General features: G+C 63.7%; 14 protein-coding genes. 5 read left to right on the top strand and 9 right to left on the bottom strand.

From position 1 onward, the window contains the following. Positions 1 to 41: 41 nt before the first annotated feature. Positions 42 to 782, bottom strand: coding sequence for a FadR/GntR family transcriptional regulator (locus GA0116996_RS25820; RefSeq protein ID WP_092317395.1), 741 nt, complete (start codon positions 780 to 782; stop codon positions 42 to 44). A gap of 259 nt (positions 783 to 1,041) precedes the next feature. On the opposite strand from GA0116996_RS25820, the gene uxuA reads away from it, so the two are divergent. From uxuA to GA0116996_RS25805, 3 genes are all read left to right on the top strand, one after another. Next, the gene (uxuA, locus tag GA0116996_RS25815; protein ID WP_092317393.1) at positions 1,042 to 2,082 is read left to right on the top strand and encodes a mannonate dehydratase; all 1,041 of its coding nucleotides are present in this window, start codon (positions 1,042 to 1,044) and stop codon (positions 2,080 to 2,082) included. A 46-nt stretch (positions 2,083 to 2,128) separates the two neighbouring features. After that, complete coding sequence (locus tag GA0116996_RS25810; protein WP_092317391.1) at positions 2,129 to 3,148, top strand: Bug family tripartite tricarboxylate transporter substrate binding protein; 1,020 nt, start codon at positions 2,129 to 2,131, stop codon at positions 3,146 to 3,148. 247 nt (positions 3,149 to 3,395) lie between these two features. Then, a complete protein-coding gene (locus GA0116996_RS25805; protein WP_092317389.1) occupies positions 3,396 to 5,009 on the top strand; it encodes an alkaline phosphatase D family protein in 1,614 nt (537 codons plus the stop codon). A gap of 69 nt (positions 5,010 to 5,078) precedes the next feature. Here the strand turns inward: GA0116996_RS25805 and GA0116996_RS25800 are convergent, their stop codons facing one another. From GA0116996_RS25800 to GA0116996_RS25765, 7 genes are all read right to left on the bottom strand, one after another. Then, positions 5,079 to 5,273: a hypothetical protein gene (locus tag GA0116996_RS25800; RefSeq protein WP_092317387.1), complete on the bottom strand. Its 195-nt coding sequence runs from the start codon at positions 5,271 to 5,273 to the stop codon at positions 5,079 to 5,081. A 320-nt stretch (positions 5,274 to 5,593) separates the two neighbouring features. Continuing rightward, on the bottom strand, positions 5,594 to 5,872 hold the full coding sequence (locus GA0116996_RS25795; protein WP_092317385.1) for a LysR family transcriptional regulator: 279 nt from the start codon (positions 5,870 to 5,872) through the stop codon (positions 5,594 to 5,596). A 647-nt stretch (positions 5,873 to 6,519) separates the two neighbouring features. Then, positions 6,520 to 7,476: an NAD(P)-dependent oxidoreductase gene (locus GA0116996_RS25785; RefSeq protein ID WP_092317436.1), complete on the bottom strand. Its 957-nt coding sequence runs from the start codon at positions 7,474 to 7,476 to the stop codon at positions 6,520 to 6,522. Positions 7,477 to 7,552: 76 nt separating this feature from the next. After that, a complete protein-coding gene (locus GA0116996_RS25780) occupies positions 7,553 to 8,014 on the bottom strand; it encodes a type II 3-dehydroquinate dehydratase (protein ID WP_092317381.1) in 462 nt (153 codons plus the stop codon). Positions 8,015 to 8,031: 17 nt separating this feature from the next. Continuing rightward, positions 8,032 to 8,652, bottom strand: a complete 621-nt coding sequence (locus tag GA0116996_RS25775; RefSeq protein ID WP_092317379.1) for a glutathione S-transferase — start codon at positions 8,650 to 8,652, stop codon at positions 8,032 to 8,034. A 20-nt stretch (positions 8,653 to 8,672) separates the two neighbouring features. Further along, entirely contained in the window at positions 8,673 to 9,650 is a 978-nt protein-coding gene (locus GA0116996_RS25770) for an NAD(P)H-quinone oxidoreductase (RefSeq protein ID WP_092317377.1), read from the bottom strand. Between the two features lie 90 nt (positions 9,651 to 9,740). Continuing rightward, entirely contained in the window at positions 9,741 to 10,889 is a 1,149-nt protein-coding gene (locus GA0116996_RS25765) for an ABC transporter ATP-binding protein (protein ID WP_092317375.1), read from the bottom strand. A gap of 410 nt (positions 10,890 to 11,299) precedes the next feature. On the opposite strand from GA0116996_RS25765, the gene GA0116996_RS25760 reads away from it, so the two are divergent. Together GA0116996_RS25760 and GA0116996_RS25755 are read left to right on the top strand one after the other, a co-directional pair. Then, on the top strand, positions 11,300 to 12,553 hold the full coding sequence (locus GA0116996_RS25760; protein WP_092317373.1) for a flavin-containing monooxygenase: 1,254 nt from the start codon (positions 11,300 to 11,302) through the stop codon (positions 12,551 to 12,553). Positions 12,554 to 12,662: 109 nt separating this feature from the next. Continuing rightward, the gene (locus tag GA0116996_RS25755; RefSeq protein ID WP_092317371.1) at positions 12,663 to 13,808 is read left to right on the top strand and encodes an alpha-hydroxy acid oxidase; all 1,146 of its coding nucleotides are present in this window, start codon (positions 12,663 to 12,665) and stop codon (positions 13,806 to 13,808) included. A 47-nt stretch (positions 13,809 to 13,855) separates the two neighbouring features. On the opposite strand, the gene argE is transcribed toward GA0116996_RS25755, so the two are convergent. Then, complete coding sequence (gene argE / locus GA0116996_RS25750) at positions 13,856 to 15,031, bottom strand: acetylornithine deacetylase (RefSeq protein WP_092317369.1); 1,176 nt, start codon at positions 15,029 to 15,031, stop codon at positions 13,856 to 13,858.

Below are 15,031 nucleotides of genomic sequence, written 5' to 3'. Positions count from 1 at the left end.
ATCGCCGCGCAACACATTCCCAATTCCCAACGGGCTATCCCTCAACGCCACGCCTGAGTGAACTCGCTGATCACCCTCTCCAGGTGGTTACGCATTGCCGCCCGCGCCGCTGCCGCGTCGCGCGCCATCACCGCCGCGAAGATCTGCTGATGGTCTTCCTGCGATGCCTCCCGCAGCCGCGTGGTATGGAAGTGCTCCTCAATCTTGCCCCATAGCGGATCGCTGCGTCCGCTGTCCCACAGTGCGGTGACCATATGCAGCAGGACCCTGTTGCCGGTGGATTCGGCCAGGCACAGGTGGAACTGCCGGTCCGCCGCCTCGTTGGCTTGCTTGTCGTCCATGTGCTCGCGCATCAGGCTCAGGGCCGCGAACATACGGTCAAGGTCGCCATCCTTACGCTCGCTGGCCGCCAGGCCGGCGATTTCCGATTCGATCAGCGCTCGGGCGCGCAGCGATTCTATCGGCCCCGGCCGCCAGGGCATCTCGAACGGCTCGCGACCAGGCGCGGGCGCTTCTGCGCAGACGTAGATCCCGGAGCCGCCGCGCACTTCGACCAGCCCCTGCACCTCCAGCGCGATGATGGCCTCGCGCACCAGGGTACGGCTGACGCTGAACCGCTCGGCCAGCGTGCGTTCGGATGGCAGCCGCATGCCGGCGGAGAACTCTCCGGATACGATCAATGCCTGCACCTGGCTGGCCAGGCTCAGGTACGAACGGTCGCTCGCCGCTGGCGGATTCTCGACTGTCGCACGGGTTGCAAGATCGCTGGGGGAATGTGTCATCGCAGGTTAGGCGGCATCTGCCAATATGAGTACCGGTTGACCACTGGCCCAAGAAGGCATATCGGGCAGTGCCTGTTGCACGCCATGGTAAACCATGACGGCGAAATTGGGCAACCACACGCACAATTGGTGAACCACTTAATCCAATCCGGCACACCAATGCCGCGTGACCATCAGGCCATGACGGGGCGCGGGTTCAGACCAGATCGCCATTCCGCCCCTGCTGCCGCAACAGAGTCGTCTCAAGGAAGCCCCACCCATGAAGATGTCGTTCCGCTGGTTTGGCCCCACCGACCCGATCCCTCTCGAATACATCCGGCAGATCCCGGGCATGACCCACATCGTCTCCGCCATCTACGACGAACCGGTCGGCGAGGTATGGCCGCTGGACAAGATCCTGGCGCTCAAGTCCACCATCGAGGCAGCGGGGCTGCAGTTCAAGGTGGTGGAGTCGGTTCCGGTCCATGAAGACATCAAGCTCGGCAAGCCGACGCGCGAGCGGCTGATCGCGAACTACCAGCAGAACATCAGGAACCTGGCCGCCGCGGGCATCGAGGTCATCTGCTACAACTTCATGCCGGTGTTCGACTGGACCCGGACGGAACTGGCAAAAAAGCTCGATGACGGTTCCACCTGCCTTGCCTTCAGCAACCGCGAGGTCGAACAGATCGACGTCAGCCAGGGTATCGCCCTGCCCGGCTGGGATTCCAGCTACGCGCCAGGAGAACTGCAGTCACTGCTGGCCGAATATCGTGGTATCGACGAAGGCAGGCTCTGGGAGCACCTGGAGCATTTCCTGCGCGCGATCATTCCGGTGGCCCAGGAGTGCGGCATCAAGATGGCCATTCATCCGGACGATCCGCCGCGCCCCATTTTCGGACTGCCGCGCATCGTCAAGAACCGCGACGACCTGGCACGCATCCTGGGGATCGTCGACACGCCGGCAAACGGTCTGACGCTGTGCTCCGGCTCGCTTGGCGCCGGCCCGCAGAACAACGTCGAGGCGCTGGTGCGCGAGTTCGGCGGCATGGGACGCATCCACTTCGCCCATATCCGCAACGTCAAGATCACGCCGGAAGGCGATTTCGAGGAAACCGCCCACCTGTCGAGTTGCGGATCACTGGATATTGCCGCGATCGTCAAGGCATACCACGACGTCGGCTTCCAGGGCTATTACCGCCCCGACCACGGCCGCATGATCTGGGGCGAGACGGGCAAGCCGGGATACGGCCTCTATGACCGGGCACTCGGCGCGGTCTATATCAACGGGATGTGGGAAGCGATGGAAAAGGCGACCTGAAGCGCCATGGACTGCGGTCCATTCAAAACATAATCGGAGACCTGTCATGACAATCACTATGAAATCGCCCGTGAATTCGCGCCGTTCCGCATTGATCCTGAGCGTCGCTGTGCTCGGCCTTGGCGCGCTTGCGACGACCGCCGCGCGGGCGCAGACCACCTGGCCAACCAAGCCGGTGACACTGCTGGTCGGCTTTCCGCCCGGTGGCCAGACCGACTTTGCGGGACGTGCGCTGCTTAGCGGCCTGCAGAGTTCGCTCGGGCAGTCGTTTGTCATCGACAACAAGGCCGGCGTGAACGGCAATATCGCCTCCATTGAGGTCATGCGCGCGGCGCCCGACGGGAACAAGCTGCTGGTAGGCAACGGCTCGATGACGATCATGCCGCATGTCTACACCAAGCTTGGCATCGTCGATCCGCAGAAGCTGACGCCGATAGGTACGATGCTGCAGTCGCCGCTGGTCCTTGTCGTGCCCGCCAGTTCGCCCATCAAGACTTACGCGCAGTTCGTCGAGGAGGTCAAGGCGCGCGACAAGTCGGGCAAGACCGTCGACTATGGCTCGGGCGGTACCGGCGCATTGCCGCACGTCACGATGGAACTGCTGCGCGAGCGCATGGGCGGCCCCAGGATGAACCATGTGCCCTACAAGGGCAGCAGCCCGGCCATGGTCGACCTGATGGCCGGACGCCTGGATGCGATGTTCGATGCCACGTCGGTCGTGGCGCCTTTCATCAAGTCGGGCCAGTTGCGGCCGCTGATGGTCACGGGATCCAAGCGCGTGGCCATGATCCCGGACGTGCCAACGGCCACCGAGAGCGGCATCAAGGACTTCACCATCATCTCGTTCATCGGCCTGTACGGACCGCCGGGCCTGAGCCCTGACATCGTCAAGAAAGCCAACGCCGCATTGAATACGGCGCTGAAGGACCCGGCCGTGGTCAAGAGCATTGTCGACCGCGGCGACGAGCCCGGCGGCGGCACGCCCGAGCAGCTCGCAACACTGACCCGCACCCACTACAAGATGTGGGGCGAGGTAGTGAAGGCCAACAACATCACGGCTGATTAAGGCTGCGCAGGCCGGCGAATGCCGGCCTGTTTGCCGGAATTACGGGCCAAGCGACGTTCGTGGCTGGTCAGCAGGACGACGGCTGCCTTGCCCCGGGAGGGCCATGGACCGCACGGCCGTCATCTGTCGCCAAGGCCGACCAAGCGCACCCAAGACGACTTTTTGAATAGCCGAAACCGGCTGACCCGCTTCGCTATAGTTCTGCACATCGACAGCGCGTCACGAACTCCGATATCCCGGAACCGGCATGCAAAGAAGAACCTTCCTGAAGCTGGCAGCGGCCTCCGCCCTTGCCACCCAGTTGCCCCGCTGGGCCCTTTCCGCCACCCTGCGCGAGCGCGATCTGTTTTCGCTGGGCGTGGCCAGCGGCGCGCCGGCGCCGGACGGATTCGTGCTGTGGACGCGCCTGCAAGGCGGTGCGATCCCTGGCACGCCGCAGGCCGACGCCCATGGCACCAGCCCGCTGCAGGGACCACTGACGGTCCGGTGGGAAGTCGCCGAGGACGAAGCATTCCGGCGCATCGTGCGCCGCGGCCAGGCGCAGGCGCTGCCAGAACTCGGCCATTCCGTTCATGTGGAGGTCGATGGGCTGCGCCCCGACCGCTGGTACTTCTACCGTTTCATGCACGGCGACGCAGTCACCGCGCCGGCGCGCACCCGCACCGCGCCGGCGTCCGACACGCTGGCGCCGCGGGTGCGCTTTGCCTTTGCCTCCTGCCAGCGCTGGGAGCAAGGCCACTACGCCGCGTACCGGCAGATGCGGCAGGAAGACCTGGACCTGGTGGTATTCCTGGGTGACTACATCTACGAAGCCGCTGTGCCGGCCAACGCGCGCGCGCACCTGCCGCGCACGCACAGCCTGCCCACCGCGACCAGCCTGCAGGACTTCCGCGACCGCTACGCGCTGTACAAGAGCGACCCGCTGCTGCAGGCCATGCATGCCGCGTGCCCCTGGCTGGTAACCTGGGACGACCATGAAGTGCAGAACGACTATGCGGGACGCGCGGGCAGCGAGCCAGCGGCCGCGTTTCTCGCGCGGCGGACTGCCGGCTACCAGGCGTTCTACGAAAACATGCCAATCCGCGCGAGCGCGCTGGTGCATGGCATGGCAGGACTTGGCACGCCGGATGCGCTGAGCATCCACGCGCGCCACCGCTGGGGCCGGCTGGTCGATTTCCATCTGCTGGACGACCGCCAGTATCGCGATCTCCAGCCCTGCCGCGAACCGGGGCATTTGCGCAAGGGCTCCGTGTCCCCAGGCGATTGCAGCGCGCTCGGCGACCCGCGCCGCACCATGCTGGGCAGCGCGCAGGAACAATGGCTGGCACAGGGACTGGTGCAGGACCAGCGCGACCAGACGCGCTGGAGCGCGATCGCGCAGCAGACCATCTTCTCGCGGCGCAACTACAAGGCGCCGCCGCAGGAAGCCTTCCACAGCGACACCTGGGACGGCTATCCGGCCGCGCGCCAGCGCCTGCTCGACAGCATCGCGGCGGCGGCGCCGCGCAACACCGTGTTCATCGGCGGCGATATCCACCAGCACTACGCCTGCAATGTGCTGGCGGACTTCAGCGATCCGTCATCCCAAGTGATCGCCAGCGAGTTCTGCACCACCTCCATCGCCTCGGCCTCGGGCAGCAGCATGGAGAGCGCCGCAAAAATCATGGCCCACAATCCGCATATCGTGCATGCGCGGCCCGACCAGCGCGGCTACATCGTGGTCGAGTCCACGCCGGCACGATGGGCCGCCACGCTGCGCGCCGTGGAAGACGTCACGCGCGCGGACAGCGCGGTCGGCACCCAGGCGGCGTTCGTGGTGGAGGACCGGCGGCCCGGCGTGCAGCTTGTGTCAGCCAGCTAGCCTGACCGCGGATTGTGCTGCCACCAGTCCTGCGCGCCAATCGGGACTTGCGCCGCAGCCCCGGCAAACTTAATTGCTCCCGGCAAGTTCCCCTTCCGCGCCCTGCCCGCCTTCATCGATGCGGATGAAGAAAGTCATCAGGAAGGCGATCACCAGCAGCCCCGCCAGGAACAGTAGTCCAGTGGTCGGCTGGCGCGTCCGGGTCTTGATATAGCCGATCGCATACGGCTGGTAGAGACTCTTCGGCTTCGGCTTTGAGGGCACCGCTCGCCTTGTCGAGGTTGTCGCATCCAGAACATCGGGTATGAGCCGCTCGCGGGTTCGACGCCGCAAGAAGTTACCCAGCTGAGGCGGCTGGTGGAATTTTGGACTCCGATCGTCCAGACCGTGGGTTTCAAAGGCGATTAATCGCTAGGACCATTTGTGCCGGCAGGCAATCAAACAGCGTAAAACCAATGCCCCCGCCACCATGCCGCACGCAGCAATCGCGGCCGGGCATTCTGCCACTGGAGCCGGCTCGGCTCCGCAGCCTGCAAACGAGGCAGCCACCAATTCCTGGATACCCTCGATACTCGAAAGGGATATCATGGGCTCGCCCAGCAATTGGGCAGGGGTAACCTCATCCTGTCCGGCATGAAGGAACGCTCAATCTCCTCGAACAGCCGGTCTGCACTTGGGGTCGGCAAAAGACGTCCGCCGCGCCTCTCAAATAGCGCGAAACCAAGGCGCTCTTCCGCATCACGCAGGATGTTGCTGATCGCCGGCTGTGTAAGATGCAGGCGCGTCGATGCTCCGGTCACCGATCCAGTTAAGATGATGGCGTGGATCGTCTCAATGTGGCGAAATCCCAGTTTCCTTTTCATGGAAGGCCCGGCGACGAAAGGAAGGACATCTTTTCCTCAAGACAACCTGTGAACGCTAGTAGTCTACAGGCTTATACACGTTGACCGCCGCGTAGCTATCCCGGTATTGCGCTGGCGCCCAACCAACGCTGGCCCCCGGGGTGCTGCGGCAGGGAATTGCCGGATAGCAGAAATAGTTGGCTGGCGAGACTACACCAAGATGCCGCAGCGCGACGCTACGCGGCGGCAGGATGGACAGCGGTGAGATTTCGCCATAGCAAGGCGGGACCGCGTCGCCTGTGACACCACACCGGGCCTGATGAGATGCCAAAGACGATTACGCCCCTACCACCCGGCCATTACTGGGCTACGCCGCACGCGCCCTTTCCGCTGGACGGTCCGAACGGCCATGCCGAAGTCTTCCCTGGCGCCCACTGCGTCAGCGACGGCAAATGGGTCGTCTTCTATAAGCATGGTGAAGAGGTTTGGGCGTGCAATGCCCTGTATGCCGCGGCCCATTTCGATTTTGGTCCTGCCTCCGGTGTCCGCGCGCCGACGGTGGAGTGAGCCACCACCTGCGAAGCAAGCCACTCGACGTCGTGGAAAGCATCACGCTGGTAGTCAGAGTGCCCGCGTCCGGCGCATTGCGCCGGACGTAACCCATACCCTCAATATCCGCGTGCTGGATCGATGATGTTGTCCGCCAACTCGCCGGCGGAAACGCGCATAATATTCTCCGCAATCTGTCTTGCCGCTGATGACGGAATCGCCACCGAAGCCAAGTGGGGTGTGATCAGCACATTGGGCATGCTCCAGAGGGGATCCCCGGAAGGCAAGGGTTCGCGTTCGAAAACGTCCAGGGTTGCCCCGCCGATGTGGCCGCTTTGGAGCAGTTCCGTAAGCGCCGCCTGATCGACCAGGGCGCCCCGCGCAACGTTGATGAAGGCCGCGCCTCGGGGCAGCCGCTCGAGTCGCGCTCGATCCAGGATGCCAGCCGTCTGCGGCGTGAGTGGCAGCATCACGACGACAATGTCCGCCTGTCCCAGCACGGTGTCGAGCGTTTCCAGTCCGGCAAAGCATTCCACGCCTTCGATCTGCGCCGGGCTGCGCGACCAGCCAATCACCTTGAGCCCCTGGCGCTGCAGTTCGTGGGCCGCTTTCGCGCCTAACTGACCGAGCCCCAGAACGGCCACGCGGATGTCTTCCGGAGAACGGGGATGACGGTAGGCCCACTCCCCCCGCCGCTGCGCTTGCTCGAAGTACGGGATGTCGCGGGCGTGACGCAGCACAGAGAAGAGCACGTACCCCGCCATCATGCGCGCCATCTGCGGGTCTGTGAGCCGTGTGATCGGAATGCCTTGGGGAAGATCCTGCCGCTGAACCAGTGAATCAACCCCCGCTCCCAGATTGACGATCAGGCGCAGGTTCGTCATTTCGGCAAAGAAATTCTCCGGCGGTTTCCAGGCGAGCGCGTAGTGAATGTCGGCCGGCCGGGTGATTTCGCTGGAGTGAATGACCTGCAGCTTCGGGAGCTGGGCCTGGAGCGCGCGCTTCCACGTGTCGAAATCGTCGAATGCGCTGTAGAAGGCCAGCGCGCCCGAGGGGGTGTCATCAGAAATTGGCATCTTGGCAACTGCATTGAGAGTCATGGCAAGGACGACAGCAAGAGTACTTGCTACCGTTCAGCGTATGCATGGAAAATCAGACCACCGCTCTGCCCTTCTCCACCAGCCGCGTGACGGCCTCGATAGCGAGTTCGTAGCCGTCGCCGCCCAGTCCGGCGATCACGCCATCCGCCACCTTGGAGATGTAGGAGTGGTGGCGGAACGGCTCACGCTTCCAGATGTTGCTCATATGGGTTTCAATGATCTTGCCGGGGAAAGACAGCAAGGCATCGAGGATCGGAATCGACGAGTAGGTCAGGCCGGCCGCATTGATGATGATGCCGTCCGCCACGCCACGCGCTTCCTGGATCCAGTCGACCAGCTGTCCCTCGTAGTTCGACTGCAAAAAACGCAGGTCGGCATTCAGGGACGCGGCCTTTTGCTCGCATCGTGACTGCAGCACCGGAAAGCTGTCGCTGCCGTAGGTCTTGTTGGCGTCCAGGCCATAAAGATTGGCGTTGGGGCCGTTCAGGAACCAGATGGTGATGTTCTCGCTCATGTTCTGACCTCCGTATCTCAACCTTCGTGGGGGCGCGTGGCCTGCATGGCGGGCAGGCTTTGGAAAGCCTCATTCCAGCGTGCCGCGTTGCGGCATCGGGCGCGCCAATCGAGTTCGGGAAACCGGAAGTCCAGATACCCCAGCGCGCAGCCGATGGTGATTTCACCAATGGTGGGCTGTGCTTCCGCCAGATCCGGTGCGATGGCGTCGATTGACTCGAGGCAGGCACCGACTTTCGTCAGCAGCGCTTCACGCCACGTGGGCCACTGCACTTCCTCGGGCCGCGCGGTCCGTTCGTAGCGCGCGAGCAACGCGGCGTCGAGCAGGCCGTCGCCGAGCGCCTGCCGGGTCAGGGCCGTCCAGCGCGCGGGGCCGGAGGCGGGGAAGATATCCCCGGCGTCTGCCCGGCTGGCCAGGTACTCGCAAATCACCCGGCTGTCATAGATGGCCTGGCCATTTTCCAGGATCAGCGTCGGGACTTTGGCGAGGGGGTTGTGGGCCGCGATGCGCGGGTCGCGCCGCACCGGATGGGCGGCGCTGTCCAGCAGCTCGATGGATTCGGCCTGCCCCGTCAGGTGTGCGCAGACCATGACCTTGCGCACGAATGGCGAGGTCGGAGCGAAAAGAAGTTTCAGCATGCTTGATTGGATGACAGGCTCTAGGGGATCAGGACCAGCTTGCCGAAAACCTTGCCGCTTTCCAGCATCTGGTGGGACGCGACTGCTTCCGCGAGCGGGAAGGTGGCGTGGATGCGCGGCTTGACCCGTCCGTTTTTCAGCAGCGGGATGACATGGCGGGCAAGGCTCTGGGCCATCCGGGTCTTTTCGTAATGGGTCTGGGGGCGCATGGTGGACGAGTGCAGGCTCAACTGGCGCTGCATCAGCATCAGCAGTTCGACATTGACCGCCGAACCCTGCATGAAGGACAGGCTGACATGGCGGCCGCCGAAGGCCATGGCGGCAAGATTGCGGCGGATATAGTCGCCGCCGACGATATCGATGACCACGTCGACCCCGCGCCCATCGGTGTACTCCAGGCAGGCCTTGGTGAAATCGGTGGTGGGCCAGCAGATCGTCGCATCGGCGCCCATAGCGCGCAGTTCCGGAAAACGGCTTTCGTCGTTGTCCGTGACGATGACGGTTGCGCCGGCGGCATGCGCCATGCGGATCGTGAGCGTGCCGATGCCGCCGGCTGCACCGTGGATCAGGACGGTTTCGCCCATGGCCAGGCGGGCCAGCTCGAACAGGTTGTGCCACACGGTGAACAGCCCCTCGGGCAAGGCGGCTGCCTCGGCATCGGAAAGCGTGCCGGGCACGATGAAGGACTGATCGACCGGCGCCGTACACCACGGCGCATAGCCGCCGCCGGGCACCAGGCTCATCAGCCGCTGGCCCATCAGCTGGCGGTCCACACCGGGACCGCAGGCGACCACTTCGCCGCAGACTTCCAGGCCGAGCACGTCGGTGATGCCCGGCGCGGGCTTGGCGATACCCTGCCGCTGCATGATGTCGGGCCGGTTGACGCCGGCGGCAAGCACGCGCAGCAGGACTTCGCCAGCACCGGGCTCGGGCATGGGGCGCTCGGCCAGCACGAGCACACCGGCGTCGCCGGGTTCACGGGCGATGATGGCTTGCATGGAGCGGGGAAGACTGGTCATGGATGTGCTCTCTCAGGCGTTGTCTGACGCGTTGGGTTATGCCTTCGCGCTGCGCTCTTTCATCTATTCTTACGTCCGTTTCTGCGGACTGAAAATGCTGACGCCCTCATCGGGCAGCGCAAGTCCCGCGACCGAGCCGATGGGCCATTGCTGCATGGCGCCCAGGCCCGCACTGCGCACCGTGACGACCTGGCGGGCCGTCATCGGAATGTCCACGTCGATAAACGTATTGATGTGATCGCCCTGGTAGACGTGATGGATCACCGTGCCGCTCAACACCGATTCGGCATGCAGATGCTCAAGCTTGATGTGCTCCGGGCGCACGTACACGTCCAGCCTCTCCCCGTCGTGCGATGCATCGGCCAGGCGGGCATGCGGAAAGCTGATGAGCCCCGAGCCCAGGCGCAGTTGCACATCCGTTGCCGTCTGGCCGTGATAATGCGCCGGCAGGATGTTCACGTCGCCCAGGAAGGACGCCACAAACGGGTCTTGCGGGTTCTGATACAGATCGGCCGGCGACGCGATCTGCCGAATGATGCCGTTCGACATCACCGCGATCCGGTCGGACATGGCCAGCGCCTCGCCCTGGTCGTGGGTGACGAATACCGTGGTCAGGCGCAAGCGGCGCTGGATTTCCCGGATCTCTACCTGCATGGAGCCGCGCAGGTTCTTGTCCAGCGCCGAGAAGGGTTCGTCCAGCAGCAGTACCTTGGGCTGGATCACCAGCGCCCGCGCCAGCGCCACGCGCTGCTGCTGGCCGCCGGAAAGTTCGCGCGGCTTGCGGTGCCCGAGGCCGTCCAGCTTCACCAGGTCCATCACCTGCTTCACGCGCTGTGCGATCTCATCCTTGCCCACGCCCCGCATGCGCAGGCCATAGCCGATATTGCGCTCGACGGTCATGTGGGGAAAGAGCGCGTAATTCTGGAAGACGATGCCGATCTGCCGCTTGTGCGGCGGCTCGCAGGTCACCGGCTGGCCATCGATGAAAATCTCGCCGGTGTCGGCTTCCGCAAAGCCTGCGATGAGGTTGAGGAGCGTCGTCTTGCCGCAGCCGGACGGGCCCAGCAGGGTGAGGAATTCCCCGCGTCGTATCTTCAGCGAGAGCTCGTGCAGCACGGTGTGGTCGTGATACTTCTTGACCACCCGTTCCAGGCTGACTGCGGTATCGGGCTGTGCGTGGGGTTGCTGTGCGGCAGGCTCGGAGTTGGCTACGTTCATAGGTGTACAGAGATTGAGGAGTATGCCGTGCTCCAGGCTTGGGCCCAATGACATCGAGGCCGAGCTGGTACTGGCAAGCAGGATAAGTCAAAGAGCCAGTATCGGGACTTTGCCGAAACTGATGCGGTCCCTCGGAAAAAACGAAATGCTCGTTTTCAGGCGCAGGCGGCGCGGATGCGATGGCCGGGAACGCCTTGTGGTGCGCGGGTGCGGGGGCGGTGCGGGACCCTTCGGCACGCGCTTTACTTTTTCCTAAGTCCTGAGTTTGAAAAACGTGATTTTCAAACGAGGTGGGCTTCATCAAACTGGTCACCGTCGATGAGCGATGTCTCCAGGGCGCCAGGACGCCTTGCCGTCGAAGCTTCCGTGCCGGGGCGACTGACCGGGGCGATCATTCTTAGGAAACTCAAATGTCAGTGGAAAAAATCAACACCGTGGTGGTCGGTGCTGGCCAGGCGGGCATCGCGATGAGCGAGCATCTCGCGCACATGGGTGTTCAGCATGTCGTGCTGGAACGCAGCCGCATCGCAGAACGCTGGCGCTCGGAACGTTGGGATTCTCTGGTCGCGAATGGACCGGCCTGGCATGACCGCTTTCCCGGGATGAAATTCGAAGGAATTTCACCGGAGACCTTTCCGTCGAAAGAGCGCATGGCCCAGTATTTCGAGAGCTATGCCGCCATGCTGAAGGCCCCGATCCGTACCGGCGTGGAAGTCAGGCGGGTGGAACGGCATCAAGGGCGTCCCGGCTTCAGGGTGACGACTTCCGACGGCATCATCGAGGCAGACAACGTCGTTGCCGCAACCGGCCCGTTCCAGACGCCGGCCTATCCGAAGATCGTGCCAGAGAGCGAAAAGATCCGGCAGCTGCATTCCTCGGTCTACAAGAATCCGGGCCAACTGGCGGAAGGCGGGGTGCTCGTGGTGGGCGCGGGCGCTTCTGGCTCGCAGATCGCCGAAGAGCTGCGCCAGGCCGGCAAGACGGTTTATCTCTCGGTCGGCGAGCATTACCGCCCGCCGCGCGCGTACCGTGGCCGTGACTACTGCTGGTGGCTGGGCGCCCTCGGCCTGTGGGATGAAGTGAGGATCCGGCCCAAGAAGGCACACGTTGCTTTCGCCGTGAGCGGCTATGAAGGCGGCAAGACCGTCGATTTCCGGCGCCTGGCGCATGCGGGAATCCAACTGGTCGGCCTGACTCAATCCTTCAAGGATGGCGTCATGACGTTCGAGCCAGGCCTGCCCGAGAACATCGCCGAAGGCGACCGCGCCTACTTCGACGTGCTGCGCGAAGCGGATGCCTATATCGAAGAGAACGGCCTGCCGTTTCCGCCGGAACCTGACGCCTGGGAACTGCTGCCGGACCCGGAGTGCCTCAAGCACCCGATCCTCAGCCTCGACCTGGCTGAAGCCGGCATCACCACGATTCTCTGGGCGACCGGTTTCAAGTTTGATTTCAACTGGCTGAACGTGAAGAATGCCTTCGACGAGAAGGGAGATCCGTTCCATAAGCGCGGCATCTCCGCAGAAGGTGGTATCTATTTCCTGGGCCTGCCGAATCTAGTCAACCGGGCGTCGTCCTTCATCTATGGCGTCTGGCACGATGCGAAATACATCGCTGACCATATCGTGCTCCAGAACGGCTACATGACGTATGAGCGATCTTGAGCCTGTCCTTGAGGCTGCACGGTGACCTGTCATTGGTAACGAGATTGCACGGACGAGCTGCTGGATCGGGTGATCCAGCAGCATTTTTGTCTTCTTTCAGGGAGTTCCCATGGCCGAGATAACGTGCATTGAAGACTTGCGCAGCCTGGCAAGAAAGCGCGTGCCCCGCATGTTCTACGACTATGTCGACGGCGGGTCGTGGACCGAATATACCTACCGTGCCAACGAGGCGGATTTTCAGCGTATCGAATTCCGCCAGCGCGTGGCGGTCGACATCACCGAGCGCAGCACCGCCAGCACCATGGTGGGCCAGCCGGTCAGCATGCCGGTGGCGATCGCGCCCACCGGGTTGACCGGCATGCAGCACGCCGATGGAGAAATCCTGGCCGCGCGCGCAGCGAAGCGGCACGGCATCCCATTCACCTTGTCCACCATGAGCATCTGCCCGATCGAGGCGGTGGCGGAAGCCACCGGGTGCCATCCGTTCTGGTTCCAGCTGTATGTGCTGCGCGACCGGACCTTTGTCGAAGGCCTGATCGACCGTGCCAGGAATGCCAGTTGTTCGGCGCTGGTGGTCACGATGGACCTGCAGGTCTTCGGCCAGCGGCACAAGGACAAGAAGAACGGTCTGTCCACGCCGCCCAGGCCGACCCTGCGCAACCTTGTCAACATGGCGGGCAAGCCGCGCTGGTGCATGGGCATGCTGGGTACCAAACACCGTCAGTTCGGCAATATCGTCGGGCATGCCAGGGGCGTCGACAATATCGGGTCGCTGGTGGAGTGGACTCGCGAGCAGTTCGATCCGCGTCTGTCCTGGCAGGATGTTGAATGGATCAAGAAACGGTGGGATGGGAAGCTGATCGTCAAGGGCATTCAGGACCCCGAGGATGCGTGGCTGGCGGTGAAAAGCGGCGCCGATGCCATCATCGTGTCGAACCATGGCGGGCGCCAGCTGGACGGCGCCGCGTCATCGATCTCCACATTGCCGCGCATCGTGGAGGCGGTCGGGGATCAGGTGGAAGTCCATATGGATGGCGGCATCCGCTCGGGCCAGGACGTGCTCAAGGCCGTCGCGCTCGGGGCGCGTGGCACGTATATCGGTCGCGCCATGATGTATGGCCTGGGCGCCCTCGGGGAGCAAGGCGTGACCACGGCCCTGAACATCATTCAGAACGAGCTCGATCTCTCCATGGCGTTTTGCGGCAAGACGGATATCCAGTCGGTCGACCGCAGCATCCTGCTGACTTCATTTTGACAGCATCCCTGAGGGGTTCGAGCCGAAGCTGGCCGGGATGCCAGGACTCATTGACAGAGAAAATCGACGAGGCCGGCCAGCATGCGGTCGCAGGCTTCGATCTGCGCCAGCTCCACATACTCGTCGGCCTTGTGTGCGACTTCAATGCTCCCGGGGCCGCAGATCAGCACTGGCGTTTCGTTCCAGCTCTGCTGGAACAATCCACCCTCGCTCCCATAGTCCACCCTGGTGCATGGGGTGCCGGGGGGGAGCAGCGATGCGAGCAGGCCGACACCCGGCGCATCCTCGCGCGTGTTCAGGCTGGGATAGCTGTTCGTCATCCGGATTTCTGGTAGAGGCGCCGCAGGATCCAGCGCCTCTTCTTTGACGCGCCCGGCCAGGCGCTCCAGGACACGCGTCAGGATCTGCTCGGGTTTATCTTCCGAGACGTTGCGAATCTCGAAACTGACTTCGCATTCGCTGGGCACGATGTTCAAGGCGCGGCCGCCGTGGATGACGCCGGCGTGGACCGTGCTGTAGGGCACGCCGTAGCCCTCCTCGCGCGGGCCGCTTTCCGCCAGCTCACGCTGCACGTCCCGCAGGGATGCGACGAGGTCGCTGGCCATGTGGATGGCGTTGAAGAACCGGGGCGCCAGGCCTGAATGGCCGGCTTGGCCGCAGCAGACCGCCCGGTAGGCAGCCTTGCCCTTGTGACCGGTGCCGATCCGCATCAGGGTCGGCTCGCCGACAATGCACAGGTAGGGTGCGGGGAGGCTGTTCTCCAGGCGGCGCAGCAAGTGGCGCACGCCAACGCAGCCGATTTCCTCGTCGAAGGACAGCGCCAGCTGCAAGGGGCGCTGGAGCGGCTGGCGAGCGGCTGCCACCATGGCGGTGACGGCGCAGGCCACAAAGCCTTTCATGTCGGCTGTGCCGCGTCCGTAGATGCGGCCATCCCGGTGCGTAGCCTCAAAAGGGGGTGAAGTCCAGGGCTGGCCTTCCACCGGCACCACATCGGTATGGCCGGAGAGCAGGACGCCCGGAACGCCCACCGGACCGACCGTCGCAAACAGATTGGAGCGGCTGGCGTCTTGCGGGTCGGGCGCGAGCATCGATTCGATTCCGGCTTCCGCCAGGATGTCCTGGATCTTGTGGATGAGCGCGATGTTTGGCGTCAGGGAAACCGATGCGAAAGAAATGAGCGTTTCCAGGAGAGAGACGCTTGCTGAGGAGGCTTGATTTTCCAT

The organism is Cupriavidus alkaliphilus (assembly GCF_900094595.1).
GTDB lineage: Bacteria > Pseudomonadota > Gammaproteobacteria > Burkholderiales > Burkholderiaceae > Cupriavidus > Cupriavidus alkaliphilus.
The sequence above is the reverse complement of the archived record's forward strand: the minus strand, read 5'-3'. Positions and strand labels throughout refer to the sequence as shown.